At 48.4% G+C, this 16,078-nt stretch carries 18 protein-coding genes; 9 read left to right on the plus strand and 9 right to left on the minus strand.

Annotated elements, in window-relative coordinates; all coding sequences use genetic code 11:
• The 7 genes from ispC to rpsB all read right to left on the minus strand — a co-directional run bounded on the left by ispC (window position 1) and on the right by rpsB (window position 5,853).
• On the minus strand, window positions 1-1,170 hold the full coding sequence (gene ispC, locus MAQ5080_RS15010) for a 1-deoxy-D-xylulose-5-phosphate reductoisomerase (RefSeq protein WP_067212300.1): 1,170 nt from the start codon (window positions 1,168-1,170) through the stop codon (window positions 1-3).
• Complete coding sequence (locus MAQ5080_RS15015; RefSeq protein WP_067212340.1) at window positions 1,170-1,973, minus strand: phosphatidate cytidylyltransferase; 804 nt, start codon at window positions 1,971-1,973, stop codon at window positions 1,170-1,172. The genes ispC and MAQ5080_RS15015 overlap by 1 nt, the downstream gene beginning before the upstream one ends.
• Before the next feature lie 4 nt (window positions 1,974-1,977).
• Window positions 1,978-2,706 (minus strand): polyprenyl diphosphate synthase, encoded by a 729-nt coding sequence (gene uppS / locus MAQ5080_RS15020; protein WP_067212298.1) that lies wholly within the window; start codon window positions 2,704-2,706, stop codon window positions 1,978-1,980.
• Window positions 2,707-2,756: 50 nt separating this feature from the next.
• A complete protein-coding gene (gene frr / locus MAQ5080_RS15025) occupies window positions 2,757-3,314 on the minus strand; it encodes a ribosome recycling factor (protein WP_067212296.1) in 558 nt (185 codons plus the stop codon).
• Between the two features lie 7 nt (window positions 3,315-3,321).
• On the minus strand, window positions 3,322-4,044 hold the full coding sequence (pyrH, locus tag MAQ5080_RS15030) for a UMP kinase (protein WP_067212295.1): 723 nt from the start codon (window positions 4,042-4,044) through the stop codon (window positions 3,322-3,324).
• A gap of 121 nt (window positions 4,045-4,165) precedes the next feature.
• Window positions 4,166-5,029, minus strand: coding sequence for a translation elongation factor Ts (gene tsf, locus MAQ5080_RS15035; RefSeq protein WP_067212292.1), 864 nt, complete (start codon window positions 5,027-5,029; stop codon window positions 4,166-4,168).
• A gap of 89 nt (window positions 5,030-5,118) precedes the next feature.
• Window positions 5,119-5,853: a 30S ribosomal protein S2 gene (rpsB, locus tag MAQ5080_RS15040; RefSeq protein ID WP_067212289.1), complete on the minus strand. Its 735-nt coding sequence runs from the start codon at window positions 5,851-5,853 to the stop codon at window positions 5,119-5,121.
• A 324-nt stretch (window positions 5,854-6,177) separates the two neighbouring features.
• Here rpsB and map point away from each other — a divergent pair, with 324 nt between their 5' ends.
• The 9 genes from map (at window position 6,178) to panD (ending at window position 14,989) form a co-directional block, all read left to right on the plus strand.
• Window positions 6,178-7,035: a type I methionyl aminopeptidase gene (map, locus tag MAQ5080_RS15045; protein WP_082861141.1), complete on the plus strand. Its 858-nt coding sequence runs from the start codon at window positions 6,178-6,180 to the stop codon at window positions 7,033-7,035.
• 35 nt (window positions 7,036-7,070) lie between these two features.
• Window positions 7,071-9,770, plus strand: coding sequence for a [protein-PII] uridylyltransferase (glnD, locus tag MAQ5080_RS15050; RefSeq protein WP_067212286.1), 2,700 nt, complete (start codon window positions 7,071-7,073; stop codon window positions 9,768-9,770).
• A 4-nt stretch (window positions 9,771-9,774) separates the two neighbouring features.
• On the plus strand, window positions 9,775-10,968 hold the full coding sequence (dapC, locus tag MAQ5080_RS15055) for a succinyldiaminopimelate transaminase (protein ID WP_067212284.1): 1,194 nt from the start codon (window positions 9,775-9,777) through the stop codon (window positions 10,966-10,968).
• 28 nt (window positions 10,969-10,996) lie between these two features.
• A complete protein-coding gene (dapD, locus tag MAQ5080_RS15060) occupies window positions 10,997-12,034 on the plus strand; it encodes a 2,3,4,5-tetrahydropyridine-2,6-dicarboxylate N-succinyltransferase (RefSeq protein ID WP_067212281.1) in 1,038 nt (345 codons plus the stop codon).
• Between the two features lie 88 nt (window positions 12,035-12,122).
• Complete coding sequence (locus MAQ5080_RS15065) at window positions 12,123-12,470, plus strand: ArsC family reductase (RefSeq protein ID WP_067212278.1); 348 nt, start codon at window positions 12,123-12,125, stop codon at window positions 12,468-12,470.
• A gap of 290 nt (window positions 12,471-12,760) precedes the next feature.
• Window positions 12,761-13,900 (plus strand): succinyl-diaminopimelate desuccinylase, encoded by a 1,140-nt coding sequence (gene dapE, locus MAQ5080_RS15070; RefSeq protein ID WP_067212274.1) that lies wholly within the window; start codon window positions 12,761-12,763, stop codon window positions 13,898-13,900.
• Between the two features lie 7 nt (window positions 13,901-13,907).
• Window positions 13,908-14,183: a hypothetical protein gene (locus tag MAQ5080_RS15075; RefSeq protein ID WP_231870854.1), complete on the plus strand. Its 276-nt coding sequence runs from the start codon at window positions 13,908-13,910 to the stop codon at window positions 14,181-14,183.
• 4 nt (window positions 14,184-14,187) lie between these two features.
• A complete protein-coding gene (locus MAQ5080_RS15080) occupies window positions 14,188-14,562 on the plus strand; it encodes a hypothetical protein (protein ID WP_067212270.1) in 375 nt (124 codons plus the stop codon).
• 46 nt (window positions 14,563-14,608) lie between these two features.
• Window positions 14,609-14,989, plus strand: coding sequence for an aspartate 1-decarboxylase (gene panD, locus MAQ5080_RS15085; protein ID WP_067212268.1), 381 nt, complete (start codon window positions 14,609-14,611; stop codon window positions 14,987-14,989).
• 74 nt (window positions 14,990-15,063) lie between these two features.
• On the opposite strand, the gene tpx is transcribed toward panD, so the two are convergent.
• Together tpx and MAQ5080_RS17695 are read right to left on the minus strand one after the other, a co-directional pair.
• The gene (gene tpx, locus MAQ5080_RS15090) at window positions 15,064-15,561 is read right to left on the minus strand and encodes a thiol peroxidase (RefSeq protein WP_067212265.1); all 498 of its coding nucleotides are present in this window, start codon (window positions 15,559-15,561) and stop codon (window positions 15,064-15,066) included.
• Window positions 15,562-15,610: 49 nt separating this feature from the next.
• Window positions 15,611-16,054 (minus strand): cold-shock protein, encoded by a 444-nt coding sequence (locus MAQ5080_RS17695; RefSeq protein ID WP_067212259.1) that lies wholly within the window; start codon window positions 16,052-16,054, stop codon window positions 15,611-15,613.
• Between the last annotated feature and the right edge of the window lie 24 nt (window positions 16,055-16,078).

Consider the following 16,078-nt stretch of genomic DNA (forward strand, 5'->3'; position numbering starts at 1 on the left):
TTATGCAAACTCCGAAGCGATCAATTGTTGCGCCAGCAGTCGCGACGCTTGGTCAGCCGCAAACACTGCCTCTAAATCATTGACAGCTTTAATCTCAGAGCGTTCAAGTACACGCTGGTTTAGACGAGCAATATCTAAGAAAGAAATTTGCTCTTTGAGAAAAGCATCCACTGCCACTTCATTGGCTGCATTCAAGCAAGCCATTGCCGTACCGCCCAAATACCAAGCATCGCTAGCGAGCTTAAGGTTTGGGAAGCGTTCCAAATCCGGCGCCTCAAAATTCAACTGAGCAACCTTAAAAAAATCCAACGCTTCAACACCGGTTTCAATGCGAGCCGGCCAAGTCATACCGTAGGCAATCGGAATTTTCATATCTGGGTTGCCCATTTGCGCAATCACAGAGCCGTCTTTAAACGACACCATGGAATGCACAATGCTCTCTGGATGCACGACCACTTGCACATCCGCCGGCGTGACATCAAACAGCCAGCAAGCCTCGATCAATTCCAAGCCTTTATTCATTAAGCTGGCGGAATCCACCGAAATTTTTTGCCCCATAGACCAATTCGGGTGTGCACACGCTTGTGCTGGTGTCACGCTCCGCATCTGCTCAGGCGAGAAGGTACGAAATGGCCCACCCGATGCGGTTAACAGTATTTTGTCCACGTCACGCTTGGTCGCGCCCGCCTCATTCTGTGGCAAACATTGAAAAATTGCGTTGTGCTCACTGTCAATCGGCATCAAGGTAACATTATGCTTGGCCACTTCTTCCATAAACAAGCGGCCAGCGGTGACTAAGCTCTCCTTGTTCGCCAGTAACACACGCTTACCAGCGCGAATCCCCGCTAGCGTTGGACGCAGACCCGCAAAGCCCATAATAGCGGCCATCACTTGGTCACAATCATCGCTGGCAATGCTTTCCATCGCCGCACTGCCATATTCAAATTGCGTATCCAGATCGGCACACAAGGCGGCTAACTCATCACGCGCTTGGGCACTTCCCATCACTGCACGTTTGGGTTTGAACGTACGACAGATCTCTGCCATACGTTCAACACTGGCATTCGCTGCCACACTGACCAATTCAAACTGATCAGGGTACTGAGCAATCACATCTAAGGTACTACGACCAATTGAGCCTGTTGCACCAAGAAGACAAATCTTTTGCATTACACCCAACCTACAAAGCTCAGCAACAAGACATAAATTGGCGCCGCAGACGTCAAACTGTCAACCCGATCCATTACACCACCGTGACCTGGAATCAGTTGACTGGAATCCTTAAGGGCTTCATGGCGTTTGAAAAGGCTTTCCGTCAGATCACCCAACACAGACGTCATCACGGTAATGAATGCCATCACGGCCAAAGGCAACCAGGCAACACTTTCAAGAGAGGTCATTGCCGCAAACACCGCTACCCCTACTTGAGTCAGTAGCACGCCACCAATTACCCCTTCCCAAGACTTGCCCGGGGATACCTTTACGGCCAGTTTACGTTTACCAAACGCTTTACCTGAGAAGTAGGCTCCTGAGTCCGCCCCCCAGATCAAGCCCATCAATAGCAACACCCAAACCACAAAGTCATTGGAGTCACGCAACACGACCATGGCCGACCAAGTACTTACCAAGACCAGCAAGCCAAATACGATGCGTACAAAGCGAGACTGCCAGCCTTTATCGGTGGGATAGTGGATGACCCAGAATAGCGCCATCAACCACAAAATAGGGGCCACCCATAAAATCGCACGTTGCAGATCAAAAATCGCTACCCCGTAACACAAGGTCCCCACTAGACCAGCAAAGGCAATTCGTCCTTGCTGGCGTGTAATACCGGATAAACGCGCCCACTCCCAGCCTGCTAGCAGTACGACTACCCCCATGGCGACCTGAAAGCCCGAGGCTCCTAAAACAAATACCGCATAAATAAACAACAGCGCCATTACGATTGCGCTAAGAACTCTTGGTAAAAGCATAAAACTATCGCCCACCGTATCGTCGTTGACGTTGTTGATAAATCATCAGTGCTTCTTCAAAGTGTGCGCCATCAAAGTCAGGCCAAAGCACTGGCATAAAAATAAATTCCGCGTAGGCAAGTTGCCATAGCAAGAAGTTACTCACACGCTCCTCGCCGGAAGTGCGTATGATCAAATCCAATTCAGGAAGCCCCGCCAAGCAGACATGCTGCCCTAGGGTCTCTTCCGTGATGTCACTCGGTGTCAGCTCTCCAGCGGCCACTTGCTGCGCTAGTACCTGCGCGGCCTGAGCAATATCCCAACGACCACCATAGTTTGCCGCAATGGCAAGCACCATACCTTGATTATCCGCAGTCGCTTGTTCCGCTAAGGCAATTTGCTCTTGCAAACCTGCACTAAAGCCGGATTTATCGCCCACCACCATTAATTTGATTGAGTGCTCATTAAGACGCTTTGCTTCTTTTTTCAAAGAACGCATAAACAACCCCATCAAGCCGTCAACTTCCGCTTGGGGGCGCTTCCAATTCTCGCTCGAGAAAGCAAACAGAGTCAGCACTTTAACACCACTACGTGCCGCAGATTCAACTGTTTTACGCACGGCGGCAGCGCCTGCGCGGTGGCCAGCAATACTTGGTAAGTGCTTTTTTTTCGCCCAGCGATTATTACCATCCATAATAATGGCCACGTGGGCAGGAACAGATTGGCTGTCGACAGCCAACGTTTGGTTCGACATAGAGTTACCTAGTCAGAAAAAAGGCAGGCGCACAGCACCTGCCTCTTTTATTAGATTTCCATTAGATCTTTTTCTTTCGCAGCCAAATGCTCTTCGATTTGAGCGATGTACTTGTCTGTTACTTTTTGAACTTGATCCTGACCACGACGTTCTTCGTCTTCAGAAATCTCTTTTTCTTTCACTAGGTCTTTTAGACTGTTGTTCGCATCACGGCGAATGTTACGAATCGCAATACGGCCATTTTCCGCTTCAGATTTTGCTTGCTTGTAGTAGTTACCACGCGTTTCTTCTGTCAAAGCTGGCAGTGGGATACGAATCAAGTTGCCCGTTGTAGATGGGTTCAAACCTAGATCGGATTTCATGATCGCCTTTTCAATTTCAGGCACCATGTTACCTTCCCATGGCGAAACACCCAAAGTACGAGCGTCTTCTACTGTAACGTTTGCCACTTGGTTAAGAGGAGTTTCGCTACCGTAGTAGTTCACTTTGATAGGATCTAAAAGGCTTGGGTGTGCACGACCTGTACGAATCTTTTTGAACGCGTTGTCTACCGCTACAACGGCTTTCCCCATGCGCTCTTCAGCATCTTTTATAATCTCGTTAATCATTATTTCCTCACTTAATAACGGTACCTTCGTCGCCACCGGTCATGATGTTAATCAGAGCCCCTGGCTTGTTCATATTAAATACGCGCACTGGCATTTGATGGTCACGAGTTAGACAGATAGCCGTTAAATCCATGACGCCTAACTGTTTTTCCAAAACTTCATCGTAGCTTAATGTACCATATTTCACTGCACTTGGGTCCTTGATTGGATCCGCAGAGTAAACACCATCCACTTTTGTCGCTTTCAGCACGACATCCGCATCAATCTCGATACCACGCAGACACGCAGCAGAGTCAGTTGTAAAGAATGGGTTACCAGTACCGGCAGAGAAAATAACCACATCACCGTCTTTTAGGTGACGCATCGCACGACGACGATCGTATGGCTCAACAATCCCCGTCATCGTAATCGCAGACATAACGCGAGTCGAAATATTCGCACGTTCAAGCGCATCACGCATCGCTAGCGCATTCATAACCGTCGCCAGCATTCCCATATGGTCGCCAGTCACTCGGTCCATTCCCGCTTGGCTTAGTGCCTGACCACGGAACAAGTTACCACCACCGATAACAATCCCGACTTCCACACCGATACCGCGCAACTGGCCGATCTCTAGTGCTATACGGCTCAACACTTTTGGATCAATACCAAAGGTTTCATCGCCTTGTAGCGCTTCGCCACTTAATTTCAACAAAATGCGTTTGTATCTTGGATTGGTTTCTTTAGGCATTTAGAACCTCCGGTAATGGTGAGAAGTAATTATTGAGGTTGAAACAAAGCCACCTCAATAGGCTATTCATAAAAAGGGGCAGTCTAGCTGCCCCTTATTTTACTCAAAACTTTATCAGCAATTAGCCTTTATTAAGTTGAGCAGCAACCTCAGCAGCGAAGTCTGTTTCTTCAACTTCGATACCTTCACCTACTTCGATGCGAACGAAAGAAGATACTGTTGCACCAGCGTCTTTCGCTAGTTGAGCAACTTTTACTTCTGGGTTCTTAACGAATGGCTGGTCATTTAGGCTGTTTTCAGCCAAGAATTTCTTGATACGACCACCGATCATCTTGTCAACGATCTCAGCTGGCTTGCCAGCCATATCTGGTTGAGCACGGATGATTTCTTCTTCTTTAGCAAGAACTTCAGCTGGCATGTCTTCGCCACGTACAACACGTGGGTTAACAGCAGTTACGTGCATCGCAACATCTTTTGCAAGCTCTTCGTTGCCGCCTTCTAGCTGAACTAGAGAAGCGATTTGACCGTTGCTGTGTAGGTAACCAGCAACTAGACCGCCTTCAACAACGACTGCACGACGTGGAGTGATGTTTTCGCCGATCTTCTGAACAAGCGCTTCACGAGCTTCTAGCATTTCGCCAGAGATCACAACAGCCATATCAGTTTCTTTAGAAGCGAATACCGCGTCAGCAACTTTGTTAGCGAACGCTAGGAAGCCTTCGTCGCGTGCTGCGAAGTCAGTCTCAGAGTTGATCTCAACCAATACGCCGTAAGAGTTATCATCTGCAACGCGCATGATGATAGTACCCTCAGCTGCAGTACGACCAGCTTTCTTAGCTGCTTTCATACCACTTGATTTACGTAGCTCTTCGATTGCTACTTCGATGTCACCGCCAGCTGCAGTCAGAGCTTTTTTACACTCCATCATGCCTAGGCCAGTACGGTCACGTAGTTCTTTTACCATTGCTGCAGATACTGCGGCCATGTCAATTCCCCTTGTACGATAACAAAATTTAAAAAAAGGAGAGAGAACCCTCCCCCCTTTTATAAAAACAGACCCGTTAGAGCCGTAAATTACGCTTCAGTGGCTTCGTTTACTTCAACAAACTCGTCAGCGCTACCAGCAGCTGCCGCACGACCTTCTAGAGATGCGTCAGCGAATGCAGAAACGTACAACTGAACTGCGCGGATTGCGTCGTCGTTTGCAGGAATTACGTAATCAACGCCATCTGGATCACTGTTAGTATCAACGATACCGATAACAGGGATACCTAGCTTGTTAGCTTCTTTGATTGCGATACGCTCGTGGTCAACGTCGATTACGAAAAGAACGTCAGGAAGACCACCCATATCCTTGATACCACCTAGAGAGCGCTCTAGTTTCTCAAGTTCGCGAGTGCGCATTAGGGCTTCTTTCTTAGTTAGTTTTTCGAAAGTGCCGTCTGCTTGCTGACTTTCTAGATCACGTAGACGCTTGATAGACGTACGGATCGTTTTGTAGTTAGTCAACATACCACCTAACCAACGGTGGTTTACGTATGGCATAGCAGCGCGAGAAGCTTGCTCAGCAACTGTTTTAGATGCAGCGCGTTTAGTACCTACGAACAAAACTTTGTTTTTGTTCTCAGCCATTTTCTTAACTAGCTCAAGAGCTTCGTTAAGTGCTGGTACAGTGTGCTCAAGGTTGATGATATGGATCTTGTTACGTGCACCGAAAATGAATGGCTTCATTTTTGGGTTCCAGTAACGAGTTTGGTGACCAAAGTGTGAACCAACCTGTAGCAGGTCGCGCATAGAAACTGTAGGCATTTTACTATCCTTCAAATTTTGGGTTAGGTTAACTTGTTAGCCCTAGCCACTCAGCCTTTTGAAATTTAAAGCAATTTCAGGCACCCCAGAGTGTCTATTTTTAACTAGGCAACAAGGTCGTTAGATTGTTTAGTTTATAGCTTAGTCTTACGATCAAGAATAAGCCGGCGTTTTATACCACAAAAGCCAGATTTACAAAAGCAGATATTCCCATTACCCCCCACCAATCTCCAAGTTTTTTTCTTATCTCAGGACGATTAATGTCAATAACTCATGTAGAATATTGGGATTCTCAGACTAGTGAAGTTTTAAGACAGTTTTATTATGAGCAACGAAATTCTGCAAAAAGTAAAAGAGTTAACTAAGGACGGTCGCGCAGAGGTTCCTAGCTGGACACCTCGCTCTGCAGCGACACGTTTTACAGATGTAAGCGATATCGAAGGCATGCGTACAGCGGGTAAGCTGGCAGGCGAAGTGCTAACTATGTTGGAGCAATACGTGGTACCTGGCGTCAGCACTGAAGAGCTAGACATCATCGTGCACAACTACATTGTTAATGAGCAAGGCGCCATTCCTGCCCCGCTTAACTACCACGGTTTCCCGAAATCCTGCTGTACTTCGGTTAACGATGTGATCTGTCACGGTATCCCGAATGATAAGGCCCTTAAAAAAGGCGATGTGGTCAACATTGACATCACCATTATCAAAGACGGCTATTACGGTGACACCAGCAAGATGTTCACGGTTGGCCAAGTACCAGCGCACGTAGAACGCCTCTGTAAACTCACCCAAGAAAGTCTCTACCTTGCCATCAAAATGGTTAAGCCGGGGGTTCGCCTTGGTGATATTGGCGCAGCCATTTCCGATTTCGCCCACAAGAATCACTACTCAGTAGTAGAAGAATACTGCGGTCACGGCATCGGCACGACCTTCCATGGCGAGCCTCAAGTGGCCCACTACGGCCGCCCAGGCACAGGTGTGGTACTAGAAGAAGGCATGACGTTCACCATCGAACCAATGATCAACGCGGGTAAAAAGCAGGTGAAACACACTGGCCCCGATAACTGGATCGCGAAAACCAAAGATGGTCGTTTATCTGCCCAGTACGAGCACACTTTATTGGTGACAGCAGACGGTGTTGAAATCTTAACGTTGCGCCCTGACGATACGATCACTGTCTAATTTGTTGCCCTGTAGTACAACCAAAGAGGCCTTGCATGGACTTTCCAGCATTTCCTGATGCTCCACCTTTGTTTAGCCAAGCCGAAAAGCTTGAACTGGCGTCACCAAAAACCAACGCCAAGCGCTTTCGCGAGCTCTTAAGCGAAAAAACAAAGGCGTATAATGACTTATTTCATGATTTATACCCGATCGAAAAGCTTGTAAAAGGCCTCTCTGGATTGTACGACGAAGTCATGCATGCGGCATGGGTACGCGCCGGACTGCATGAAGAAAGTGATATCGCCATGGTCGCGGTGGGGGGATATGGACGCAGCGAACTGCACCCAAAGTCCGACATTGACCTGCTGATTCTATTAAATGATGACCGTGAACCCAATGCGGCCAAAATAGAGTCGTTTATCACCTTCTTATGGGACTTAAAACTCGATGTCGGTCATGCGGTGCGCACCATCAGCGATTGCGCGTCACTCGCGGAAACCGATATCACCGTGATCACTAACCTGATTGAATCGCGCACCCTGTACGGCGACAAAGAGCTGCTGGCGAACCTAAAGCTAAAGATTGACGTCAACCACATGTGGGACGGTCATACCTTCTACCGCGCCAAGCTACTTGAGCAGCAACAACGCCATGCCAAGTATCAGAATACTGCTTACAACCTTGAGCCAAACCTAAAGGAATGCCCTGGCGGCTTACGCGATATGCAAGTGATCGACTGGGTGGCTAAGCGCCATTTACACACCCATCGCTTAAGCGCACTCGTCGACAAACAGTTCTTATCCGAAGACGAATACATGCAGATCAAGGGCGCCGTCTCACATCTGTGGCGTATTCGCTGGGCACTGCACACCATTGTTGGCCGCAAAGAAGACCGCTTACTGTTTGACCACCAACGCACCTTAGCCAAAGAATTCGGCTTTGATGATGAAGACCTAAAGCGCAACGTTGAGCGCTTTATGCAGGGCTACTACCAAAGCGTGGCGGCCATCCAGCAGTTAAACGACCTGTTATTACAGCACTTTGAAGAATCCTTCCTGCACATCGAAGAAAACCCAGATATTGAGGTGATCAACGAACGCTTCCAGATCAACAATGGTCAATTAGAGATTCGACATCCCGATGTGTTCTCTGAGACCCCCTCGGCGATGCTGGAAATCTATAAGATCATGGGCGATCGCAGTGAGTTCAAAGGCATTCGCGCCAACACCATGCGCGCCCTGCGTGATAATCTTGAACTGGTGGATGAAAGCTACCGCAACGATCCAGTGAACACCAACCTGTTCCTAGACATCATTGCCAGCCGCTACCGCATGACCACGATTCTGCGCTCAATGAAGCACATTGGCTTATTAGGTCGCTATTTACCTGAATTTGGCGCCATCATCGGCCAGATGCAACACGACCTATTTCACATCTACACAGTGGATGCGCACACGCTACAACTGGTGGAGAACTTACGCCGTTTTCTACTCCCAGAAAGCCGCTCGGTGTTCCCTATTTCGTCACAAGCAATTCGCCATATTGCCAAAGTTGAGCTGATTTACATTGCTGGCTTGTATCACGATATCGCCAAAGGCCGCGGCGGTGATCACTCGGAGCTGGGCTGTGTCGATGCGCGCTTATTCTGTGAACGCCATGGTCTTAATAAGCATGAAACCGACCTGATCGAATGGCTAGTACGCCACCACCTGCTGATGTCGGTGACCGCCCAGCGCAAAGACATCTCTGACCCAGAAGTGATCTGGGAGTTTGCCAGCATCGTCAAAGACCAGGAGCGTTTGGACTATCTCTTCTTGCTGACCGTGGCTGACATCAATGCCACTAACCCAAGCATGTGGAACAGCTGGCGCGCGTCCTTGATGCGCCAACTGTATTTAGAAACCAAACGCGCCCTGCGTCGTGGTCTAGACTTTCCTATCGACGCGGAAATGCAAAGCGATGAACACAAGCAACGCGCTCTGGAAATTTTAATCGAGCGCAATGCCGATATCATCGAAGCGGAAAATATTTGGTCTGAAATTGAAGACGAGTACTTTATTCGCTCCAGTGGTGAAGAGATTGCTTGGAACACTGAGGCCATTCTGAATCACCGCCCAAGTACCAAGCCATTGGTTGCCATCAGTCCTCTTGGCGGTCGCAACTTCTCTGGCGCCAGCAAGGTGTTTATCTATACGCCGATCGCCAGTCATTTGTTTGCCGTCACTGCGGCCCTATTTGAACAAATGGGCTTGACCATCTTGGATGCCAAGATCAACAACACCTCTAACCATTACAGCCTAGATACCTTTGTGGTCATGGAAAGTGGTGAGAATTGCGACACTAATCTGCATCTGGATCGTGAACGCATTGAATTAGTGAAAAAGACCCTTATAGAACAGCTGGACTCACCTTCTCTGTATGAAAGTGTGGTGAAACGCTTCACGCCTCGACATTTGAAGATTTTTAATGCGCCATCGACGGTCCACTTTGTCAGCCAACCGGAAGAGGTTTGGTCAGCACTGGAAGTCACCGCACCGGATCGCCCAGGTCTACTGGCCTTGATTGGCCAATTCTTTATGGAACATAACATCATGCTCCATAAGGCAAAAATCGCTACACTGGGCGAGCGAGTAGAAGATACCTTCTATATTACTGAGGAAAATGGCGACCTCATTACTGAGCATACACGCATGCAACACATTTGCGATGCCCTAAAACACAGCATTGACCGTTTTTCACAAGCTACGGATAAATAACCACATGAACCCCTTGATTCATTCTTTACACCCCTACCCATTCCAGAAGTTGGCGGATCTATTGTCATCCGTGACACCTAATGCCGACTTACCAGTGATCAAGCTAACCATTGGTGAACCTCAGCACGACGCGCCAAGCATCGTACTTGAGACCCTTAAGAACGCTTTGGATGGTGTGTCAAAGTACCCACTAACGAAAGGGGAGAACAGCTTACGTGAAGCCATTTCTGAGTGGGCCGTCAAACGCTTTAACCTAAAGTCCTTAAGCGCCGACACAGAAATCCTACCGGTCACCGGCACCCGTGAAGCGCTGTTTGCCATCACTCAGGCACTGGTCGGCGAAAAGCAAAACCCACTGGTGGTTAGCCCAAATCCGTTTTATCAAATTTATGAAGGTGCGGGCATCCTAGCTGGCGCTGAACTGCACTACTTGCCATGCGACGCAGACAATCACTACAAGATTAATTACCAAGCGGTACCAGAAGACGTATGGCAGCGCTGTGAACTGCTGTTTGTGTGCTCCCCTAACAACCCAGCAGGTACAGTGACCACCCTGGATGAGTACCGTTTCTTACTGGAAAAAGCCAAGCAGCATAACTTTGCCATTATCGCCGACGAGTGTTACTCAGAGATTTATTTTGACGAGAAACCTCTAGGCTTATTAGACGCGTGCGTGCAGCTAGGTAACGACGACTACGATCACTGCTTGATTTTCCAATCTCTATCCAAGCGTTCCAACCTACCAGGCCTGCGCTCTGGCTTTGTTGCCGGTGATGCGAAACTGCTTAAGCCGTTTTTGCAATACCGCACCTACCACGGCTGTGCGATGCCTTTACATCATCAATTGGCATCGATCACCGCTTGGAACGATGAAGCACACGTTGCCAACAACCGTGAAATCTATGGCCGTAAATTCGACCAAGTCCTAGACATCCTATCTCCAGTGATGGCGGTTGAAAAACCAGAAGCCGGTTTCTACCTATGGCCGAAACTGCCGATGAACGACGAAGAATTCTGCATCAAGTTATACCAAGAAGAATCCGTTCTTGTTCTTCCTGGCAGTTACTTAGGCCGTGAAGTGAATGGCCATAACCCTGGACAAAACCATGTGCGCATGGCCCTTGTCGCAGAAGAATCTGAATGTGTTGAGGCCGCTCAGCGCATTGCCCGTTTTATGAAAAAACACCAAAACCTTTAAAATTAAATTTTCAGGAGCACTTACTCTAATGAGCGACTCTACTTTTGCAATTGGCCTAGGCATTGGCACTAAAAACTCAGAAGGTACTTGGTTAGAAGTTTTCTACCCTTCGCCAATCGTTTCTCCAGAGAAAAGCATCATTGATGCGGTACTGGAAAGCACAAACTACGAAGGTGGCAACGCAACACTTGTGTTGGACGAAAGCGATCTAAACCGCCTTCACCTGGCACTGCTAAAAGCAGGCCACATTGAACTAGGTGAGCGTGCATCACGTCTAAAAGCGTCTTCTCAGCCAGTGGTATTGTGTGTCCTAGCAAGCGACGAAGCGCCAGCGAACCCAGCAGAAGTGTACTTGAAGCTACAACTGATTTCGCACCGCCAAGTTCAGCCTCACCAAACAAAACTGGACGGCATGTTCGGTCTATTGGTCAACACAGCTTGGACAAGTGAAGGTCCGATTGACGTGCGCGAACTGGCAGACCGTCAACTAGACGCGCGTATGGCTGGCCGTACGATCGAAGTCTTCAGCGTAGACAAGTTCCCGAAAATGACCAACTTCGTGGTACCAACTGGCGTTCGTATCGGTGATGCAGCACGTATCCGTCTAGGTGCTCACCTAGCAGAAGGCACGACCGTGATGCACGAAGGTTTCGTAAACTTCAACGCCGGTACACTAGGCACTAGCATGGTTGAAGGTCGTATCTCTGCGGGTGTTGTGGTTGGTAACGCTTCTGACCTAGGTGGTGGCTGTTCAACAATGGGTACCCTATCAGGCGGCGGTAACATCGTTATTTCTGTCGGCGAAGAGTGTCTAATCGGCGCCAACGCTGGTATCGGTATCGGTCTTGGCGATCGTTGTACCGTTGAATCTGGCCTTTATATCACAGCAGGCGCTAAAGTTGCAGTACTAGACGAAAACAACGACGTAGTGTCTGTGGTCAAAGCACGTGAGCTGTCTGGTCAGTCTGACCTACTATTCCGTCGCAACTCTGAAACAGGTGCGATCGAGTGTAAGACTAACAAAACTGCCATCGCCCTAAACGAAGCATTGCACGCACACAACTAATCAGTTGCTATGCCAATGCCGAAGCACCCGATGGGGCTTCGGCATTTTTTTGACTAGAAGATAGCGGACTATAAGGTAGGAAAATATCGTGACAACTATTTACGGTATCAAAAACTGCGACACCATGAAAAAAGCGTTACGCTGGCTCGATGACAACAAGATTGAATATCGCTTCCACGATTATCGCAAAGATGGTCTAGAGCGCGAATTGTTATCACAATGGATTGAGCAGCTTGGCTGGGAAAGCGTGGTCAACAAACGCGGTACTACATGGCGTAAGCTAGACCCTGAGACACAAGCGGCGATGAACAATGACAGCGCTGTAGACGTCTTGCTAGAACAACCAGCGATGATTAAGCGCCCATTGTTGGATCACCAGCAATCCCTTACACTTGGCTTCAAACCAGAACAATACCAAGCTATTTTTCAGCAGTAAGCATCAAACTACTCAGAAATAACTGGGACATAATAGGCTTTATCCGCTCTGCTTGGCTCGTCTGAGCGATGCACAGGAGTCACGCCTGGTGAAGTATTAGCGGGACGATCTCCAACAATCACAGGAACATAATAAGCTTCTTGTAGTTGCGATTTGGAGCCCCCTACTAAGGCACACCCAGAGAGAAACAGTGCCACGAGGCTTATTAAGCTTAATTTCATTATGTCACCTATAAAGAGAAGTCTGCTCGACAAAAGTTAAGGTAACCAAACACAACGCAAAGGTAAAGAATGACGCAACTTACGCCCACTCTAGCATTGGCCCTAGACCTGATTTCCCGCCCTTCTGTCACGCCTGAGGACGAAGGCTGCCAAGAGCTGATGATTGAACGCTTAGAAAAAATCGGCTTTGTGGTAGAGCGCATGCCCTTTGGCCATGTGAAAAACTTCTATGCCAAACGCGGCAGCAGCGGACCAAACCTATGCTTTGCCGGCCATACTGATGTGGTGCCAGCGGGCCCTGAAAGCGAGTGGAAAGTACCGCCATTTGAACCTGAAATCGTTGATGGTGTGCTATTTGGTCGTGGCGCAGCCGATATGAAAGGCAGCCTTGCCGCCATGGTCACTGCAGTGGAAAACTTTGTTGCCGAGCACCCAGACCACGACGGGCAAATCTCATTCCTGATCACCAGTGATGAAGAAGGTCCATTTGTCGATGGCACCACACGCGTAGTGGATACGCTAATGGAACGTGATGAAAAGGTTGACTGGTGTATCGTCGGTGAACCATCGAGCACTAAAACGTTGGGCGACATCATTAAGAATGGCCGTCGCGGCTCCTTCAGTGGTGACTTAACCGTTTACGGTAAACAAGGTCACGTAGCCTACCCTCACCTAGCCGTTAACCCAATCCATTTAGCGGCCCCTGCGTTAGCAGAACTAGCCAGCACCCATTGGGACGACGGCAATGACTTCTTCCCACCGACCAGCTTCCAAGTCTCGAACCTAAATTCGGGCACAGGTGCTACAAACGTGGTACCGGGTAAGTTGCATGCACAGTTCAACTTCCGCTTCTCATCCGAGCTAACCTTTGATGATCTAAAAGAGCGCGTGCTACATATTCTCGACAAGCACGAACTGCAATACGACATCGAGTGGACCTACAATGGCCTACCGTTCCTAACCAAACCCGGCGAGCTGGTCGACGCGATGGTCGAAGCGGTGCAAGCGACCATGGACATCACTCCTGAACTGTCCACTTCTGGCGGCACATCAGATGGGCGCTTTATTGCCAAAATGGGTACACAAGTGGTGGAATTAGGTCCTATCAATGCCACTATCCACCAGATTAACGAGTGTGTTGACGCTGAAAGTTTGAATCAACTTTCCCTAATTTATCAGCGCATTTTGACTAACTTGATGGCAAAATAGGCACACTGTGAGTAAGCCACTGGCCCTACTTCATAAATTAGCACTTAAATTGGGGCAAAACCCAAGGTTAGCGCTGCTGAAGTTGATTCAAGGCGGACTCTTGTTCGCCTTTGGCGTACTCATGATTTTTGTCGCAAATAATTTAGTCATTGACTCCATTCAGCGCGAACTGATTGCCCTTGTAGGCCTTATCACAGCCGGCCTTGGTGTCGTCTGGTCGCTGATTGGCTATTTATCCATGAGCGTATTGCGTATCTACCACATGCTAAATAAGAAGGATTAATCCGATGCAGCCCGATATCGAAATCTATCTCTTGTCGTGTCCGACAGAGCGTATCATCAGTTGGCTGGAGCAAGACTTCTCAGTTCTAGATATGCGTAAACCGAGCGACATCGCCACCAAGCTGCACTTAGATTGGAATGGGCGTGACATACCCGTGACGATTCTGGAACAAGCTGCAGGTAAACGTTTCACCTCCGTTTGGTTTGACTCTGAGCAAACCCCTTGGGAGAGCGACATGGAATGCGCTAAGCGTGCGTTTGAAGCGTTACAGTGCGAGGTTCGTTGTAATTATCAAGGGTGGCAAGAAGATGGGCAGGAAGACCCAGATCTCTGGTGGCGTATCAACGCTAACGGCGAAGGTCCCTATATCTGGCGATAACACCAACGCCACCTCCTTGGAAAACATCAAGAGTAAGAGAAATACTATGCAAATTACAATGCTGAAAGGCAAACTTCATATGGCCTCCGTCACTCAAGCTGAGCTATGGTATGACGGCTCTTGTGCCATCGACAGCGATCTTGTGAAGCTTGCCGGTCTGCGTGAATTCGAGCAAATCGACATCTACAATGTCGACAACGGCGAACGCTTCCACACTTACGTGATCCTAGCGGAGGCTGGCTCGGGTACGATTTCCATGAACGGCGCTGCAGCACGTAAAGTTCAAGTAGGTGACCGTGTGATCATTGCCGCCTACGCGCAAATGGATGAAGCAGAAGCGAGCCATTTTGAACCCAAACTGGTGTACTGCAACAAAGACAATACCGTTGAACGCACAGCGAACACGATTCCAGTGCAAGTAGACTAACGTCTTAGCGATAGCCACAAACATTAAAAAAGGTCGCCTAGGCGACCTTTTTGTTTATCTAACGTTCGAATCGATTAGTTCGCTGCGGCTAACGCTGCGTCGTAGTTAGGCTCTTCCGCGGTTTCCGACACTTGCTCTGTGTACACCACTTCGCCTTGCTCATTGATCACCACTACAGAGCGAGACAGTAGACCCGTTAGCGGGCCTGTGAAGAATTCCACACCGTAATCTTGACCAAAGCTGGCACGGAAGCTCGAACCAGAAACAACGTTCTCTAGACCCTCAGCACCGCAGAAACGCGCCGCCGCAAACGGTAGGTCAGCTGACACACAAAGTACCACTGTGTTATCTAGGCTAGACAGCGCTTCGTTGAACTTACGCACAGACGCGGCACACACACCAGTGTCTACTGAAGGAAAGATATTTAAAACCAGTTTCTTACCTGCGTAATCCGACAATGCAGTCGTCGATAGATCCGTTTTCACCAACTCAAAGTTAGGTGCTTTTGAACCCACTGCTGGCAATTCACCAGCTGTTTCCAAAGGATTACCTTGCAAAGTAACAGTAGCCATAATGTCCTCTCTTTATATGATGGGGGCAATCAGTGCTGCCCCCGTTGTTTTAACTTTTGACAATGGATACGTTTTCCGCCTGCTTGCCTTTTTCGCCTTCGGTAACATTAAAGCGAACTTTTTGACCTTCAATTAAGAAGCGGCGGCCGCGTCCACGAATCGCACGGTAATGCACAAACACATCATCACCATTGTCCATCGTTAGAAAACCAAATCCTTTAGAAGAATTGAACCATTTCACCGTACCAACTTCACGGTCATCATTCTCTTCTTCGACTTCTGTCTCATCATTACCTGAATCCGCAGTAGACGTCGCCTCAGCAGAAGCCTCTGAGCGTGACAGCACAGCACCAAGATACACTGTGACTAAGGTAACTAAAAAATACACTAGGTAGTGCTCACCAATTTCAACTTGCACTAAAGGAGCAATAATAAGAGGTGTCACCAAAGCAAAAATAAGACTAACGATAAATGCACGTACTGATAAAAACATTGGAGTTCCTTGAATATGTTTAAA

It is taken from the genome of Marinomonas aquimarina (assembly GCF_900089755.1).
Lineage (GTDB): Bacteria > Pseudomonadota > Gammaproteobacteria > Pseudomonadales > Marinomonadaceae > Marinomonas > Marinomonas aquimarina.

What these genes read in the sequence shown, in the direction of transcription:
- dapE (WP_067212274.1), top strand. Translation starts at nt 12,761, where the DNA reads ATGACGCAACTTACGCCCACTCTAGCATTGGCCCTAGACCTGATTTCC.
- tpx (WP_067212265.1), bottom strand. Translation starts at nt 15,561, where the DNA reads ATGGCTACTGTTACTTTGCAAGGTAATCCTTTGGAAACAGCTGGTGAA.
- MAQ5080_RS15080 (WP_067212270.1), top strand. Translation starts at nt 14,188, where the DNA reads ATGCAGCCCGATATCGAAATCTATCTCTTGTCGTGTCCGACAGAGCGT.
- frr (WP_067212296.1), bottom strand. Translation starts at nt 3,314, where the DNA reads ATGATTAACGAGATTATAAAAGATGCTGAAGAGCGCATGGGGAAAGCC.
- dapD (WP_067212281.1), top strand. Translation starts at nt 10,997, where the DNA reads ATGAGCGACTCTACTTTTGCAATTGGCCTAGGCATTGGCACTAAAAAC.
- tsf (WP_067212292.1), bottom strand. Translation starts at nt 5,029, where the DNA reads ATGGCCGCAGTATCTGCAGCAATGGTAAAAGAACTACGTGACCGTACT.
- panD (WP_067212268.1), top strand. Translation starts at nt 14,609, where the DNA reads ATGCAAATTACAATGCTGAAAGGCAAACTTCATATGGCCTCCGTCACT.
- map (WP_082861141.1), top strand. Translation starts at nt 6,178, where the DNA reads ATGAGCAACGAAATTCTGCAAAAAGTAAAAGAGTTAACTAAGGACGGT.
- dapC (WP_067212284.1), top strand. Translation starts at nt 9,775, where the DNA reads ATGAACCCCTTGATTCATTCTTTACACCCCTACCCATTCCAGAAGTTG.
- MAQ5080_RS17695 (WP_067212259.1), bottom strand. Translation starts at nt 16,054, where the DNA reads ATGTTTTTATCAGTACGTGCATTTATCGTTAGTCTTATTTTTGCTTTG.
- MAQ5080_RS15015 (WP_067212340.1), bottom strand. Translation starts at nt 1,973, where the DNA reads ATGCTTTTACCAAGAGTTCTTAGCGCAATCGTAATGGCGCTGTTGTTT.
- glnD (WP_067212286.1), top strand. Translation starts at nt 7,071, where the DNA reads ATGGACTTTCCAGCATTTCCTGATGCTCCACCTTTGTTTAGCCAAGCC.
- ispC (WP_067212300.1), bottom strand. Translation starts at nt 1,170, where the DNA reads ATGCAAAAGATTTGTCTTCTTGGTGCAACAGGCTCAATTGGTCGTAGT.
- pyrH (WP_067212295.1), bottom strand. Translation starts at nt 4,044, where the DNA reads ATGCCTAAAGAAACCAATCCAAGATACAAACGCATTTTGTTGAAATTA.
- uppS (WP_067212298.1), bottom strand. Translation starts at nt 2,706, where the DNA reads ATGTCGAACCAAACGTTGGCTGTCGACAGCCAATCTGTTCCTGCCCAC.
- rpsB (WP_067212289.1), bottom strand. Translation starts at nt 5,853, where the DNA reads ATGCCTACAGTTTCTATGCGCGACCTGCTACAGGTTGGTTCACACTTT.